A 3724-nucleotide genomic window follows, 5' to 3' on the forward strand; every position below is an offset into this window, starting at 1 on the left:
GCGGTGGGCACGGGGGTGGCCATCATGGCGGCGGTCATTTCGGCGGTCACGGTTTCGGGCACGCGCATGGCGGCGGCGGGCATCATGGCGGGACGCGGTTCGCAGCCGGAGCCCGACATGGTTCCTCGAAATTCGGTCAGATCCGCAATACGGGTATCCGTCCCGCGCATTTTCGCAATGCCCTGAACGCGCACTCCAGCGCGTTTCGCAATGGCCGGCTGATCAGCAATCCGGCGGCGCGGGCCCAGATCGCAGCTGCGGCCGCCCTTGCCGGCTGGCACGGCGCAAGCGGCGGTTGGTGGCAACATGCCGGGGGCGGCTATGGCTGGGTCGGGCCGCTGTTCTGGCCGTTCGCCTACAACGACCTCTACGACTACGCGATCTGGGGCGACGGTCTCGGCTTCTGGGGCTACGGCTATCCCGACATCTATGCCGGCATGTTCGGCCCCTATGGCTATGATCGCCTCTCGGCCTATCTGCCGCAACGATCGCAGGGACGACGGCAAGCGCGAGGCGTTGCGCTCGATCAGCTTTGCGGCAGCGACCGTCGCGAAATCGTCGGTCTGCCGATCGACCAGATCGTCGCGGCGGTGCAGCCGACCGAGGCGCAAGGCGCAAGCCTCGACGAACTCGGCAATGTCTCGATCCAGGCAGCAGAGCTCATCCGCGCGGCCTGTCCAACGCAAGTCGCGGCGACGGCGCCCGGTCGGTTGGCGGCGATGCAGCAGCGCATCGAGGCGATGGAGAAGGCCGTCGAGCTGGTGCAACCGGCGCTCGACAAATTCTATGGGGCCCTCACCGACGAGCAGAAGGCCCGTTTCAATGCGTTGGCCGAGGATCAGCGCCGGACAGCGGCTTCCCGCGACGCCAGCGCATCGCTGGTTCAGAATTGCGGTGCGCCTGTTGGGCTCGATTGGCCAGCCGGCGAGATCGGCGCGCGGCTCCATCCCAGTGAGACTCAGCGTGCTGCTCTGCAAGTGCTTCAGGATACCAGCGCCAGGGTCAAAGATTCGCTCAAGGACGCGTGCCAGCCCAGCGACGTGATGACACCACCGGCGCGCATGGCCGCGGTTCACAAGCGGCTCGAAATGATGCTGGACGGCGTGAAATCAGTGCGGGCCGCGCTCGAGGATTTCTATGGCACGTTGAGCGACGAGCAGAAGGCGCAGTTCGAGGCGATCGGGCCGCGTCGGACGTCCTGAGCGCGTCGCAAAAAGCCGTGGCGGAAAACCGCCTCGCCGATCGCACTGCGGTTCTCTATGCTGGGTGGCGCTGAAGCAGAAACAATGCGGTGGCCGGAAGACCACGGGTGGCGGGGTGATGGAGTGGTTCGCAAGGAAGAAGGCGGGCGACGTCTGGGATGAGACGGTCGAAGGACCGCTCGGCGACATCGACGCCGCCGAGCGCATCCGTGCGATCTGTGACGCGGCTGCGGCCAGCGCGGCAGGCAGCGCGCGCAACGACAAGCGCGACAGCGCGCGCTACGAGCGCGCGGCGAAAGTCGCGATGGAAATCGCGATGAAGATCTCAGATGGACTGATGCGCGACGACGCAGTGCACCGCATCGTCGATCTCTGCATGAAGGCAAACGACCTCAAGACGGCGCAGATCCTGTTTCGCGCGATCCATGCCAGCTGGATCCGCGAAACGGTCCAGCGGGATCATCCGACATTGGCGCAGTGAGCGGTGCTCGCGCGATCGTCGTTGCACCAAGACCCTCATGGTGAGGAGCGCGTCTTCGCGCGTCTCGAACCATGAAGGCCCGGATCTCGCCCGTGGCCATCCTTCGAGACGCCCGCTTTTCGCGGGCTCCTCAGGATGAGGATCGGAGTGCGTAGCAGGACTTATTTCGCCAACTTCCGCACGGCCTCGTCCACACTGTGGAAGACGTTCTCCCGGGGCAGCGCCTCGAACAGCCTGAACCGCTCGAACGCGGCCTGCGCGCGTACCGATTCCAGCCGGGCCAGCGCGACCGTGACACCCTGTTCGCTGCAGGCCCTGAAAACGTCGAGCAGGATCTGCGCGGCGGTGAAGTCGATCTCGACCATGCCGCTCGCCTCCAGCACCAGCAGTTGCGGCGGCGTCGCGCCGAGCACCCTGGACACGTCGCTGCGAAAGCCGGGCGCATTGAGGAACGACAGCGGCGCCTGCAACCCGATCACGGCGACGCCGTCGATGCGCTCGCCGGTGATGTGCGGGTGCGCCGGCCACCAGATCGTGGTGCCCGGCACGCGCTCGAACTCGACCAGCCGCGCGCGCGTCGTGCTCCAGATGCCGTGCAGCAGCGACAGCACGATGCCGAGGAACGCACCCTGCTGGATCGGCAGCACGATGATCAGCGCGGCGGTGGCGGCGATCAGAAGGAATTCGCTCGGGGATTGGTGATAGATCGTGACGATCTGCTTCACGCGGATGATGCGCAGCGCGACGAACAGCAGGATGCCGCCGAGGGCTGCGTCCGGAACGTGCTGCAGCAATCCCGTTCCAAACGCGAGCAGCGCCAGCACGATCGCAGCGGCGGCGAGACCCGCGAGCTGCGATTGTCCGCCGGTCTCGGCGACAATGCCCGTCCGCGGCGGGCTGGCATTGACCGGAAACGCGCCGAACAGGCCCGACAGCACGCTGCCGGCGCCCGCGCCGAGAAAATCGCGATCGACATCGGCCGGCTTGTCGGGATCGGACGGGAACGAGCGCGTCGTCGCCGCAGTCTGCACCATCACCACGACCGTGATGACAAAGGCGAGCGGCACGAGGCGGACCCATTGCTCCGCTGCAAGCTCGGGGAAGGTCGGCCGCGGCAGCGTCCCCGGCACGAGGCCTACGACATTGACGCCCTTGCTCTCGAGGCCGAGTGCGATCGTGGCCAGCGTCGCGGCGACGAGCCCGATCAGCGCGCCCGGAATTTTTGCGCTGACCTTCTCGGAGACGAAGACCACGGCCAGCACACCGAAGCCGATGCACAGCGTGAAGGGATTGGTGCGGCCGAGCTCGCTTGCGAGCACACCGATGCGATCGAGCGTCGGCCCGCCCGGCGAGTCCAGACCCAGCACGCCCGGCAATTGCGAGACGATGATGTGGACGGAGATGCCGGCGAGGAAGCCGACCATGACGGGCACGGACAAGAGATTGGCGATGCCGCCGAGGCGGAAAGCGCCGCCGGCCAGCATCATCGCGCCGACCATCAGTGCCAGCGCGATCGCGAGCCCCTGATACTCAGGCGAGCCGGTGGCGGCCAGCGCCGCCAGTCCGCCGGCGAAGATCGGCGTGATCGTGGAATCGGCGCCGCAGGACAGGAAGCGGTTGCCGCCGAGCATCGCAAAGCCGAGCGAGCCCGCCATAAAGGCGAAGAAGCCGATCTGCGGCGCGAAGCCGCCGAGCCGCGCCGTGGCCATCTGCTCGGGAATCGCGATCGCCGCGAGCGTCAGCCCCGCCATCAGGTCGCCCGGGAGGGAATAGGACGCGAGTGAGCGAAACAGCGGCCAAGCTGGCTTGGCGTGAGCGTCGTGCGGCATCGATGTGGAGTCCCCGGAAAGCCCTGGCGTTAGTCGGTTAGACTACAGCATTTCCGTATCGGGAAGCAGAAGACGCAGTTTATCTCCATCCGTCGTCATTTCGAGCCCCCCCGGGGCGGGGCGGGGCGGGGCCCGGGGGGGGGCCAATAGGGGGGGCGCGCGGGGGGGGCGGTGGGGGGGCGGGGGGGGGGGGCCGCCCCGGGGGGGGGGGG

The 3724-nt window shown here is 67.5% G+C and carries 3 protein-coding genes; 2 read left to right on the forward strand and 1 reads right to left on the reverse strand.

From position 1 onward, the window contains the following. The coding region (locus tag AC0L3K_RS36445; RefSeq protein WP_473367863.1) for a Spy/CpxP family protein refolding chaperone at positions 1–1202 on the forward strand (1202 nt) is incomplete at its 5' end. Between the two features lie 118 nt (positions 1203–1320). Continuing rightward, complete coding sequence (locus tag AC0L3K_RS36450) at positions 1321–1683, forward strand: hypothetical protein (RefSeq protein WP_007600918.1); 363 nt, start codon at positions 1321–1323, stop codon at positions 1681–1683. A gap of 161 nt (positions 1684–1844) precedes the next feature. Here AC0L3K_RS36450 and AC0L3K_RS36455 read toward each other — a convergent pair whose 3' ends face one another. Further along, positions 1845–3512, reverse strand: coding sequence for a SulP family inorganic anion transporter (locus tag AC0L3K_RS36455; RefSeq protein ID WP_007600919.1), 1668 nt, complete (start codon positions 3510–3512; stop codon positions 1845–1847). Positions 3513–3724: the final 212 nt, after the last annotated feature.

Source organism: Bradyrhizobium sp. MI1.10, assembly GCF_055811035.1.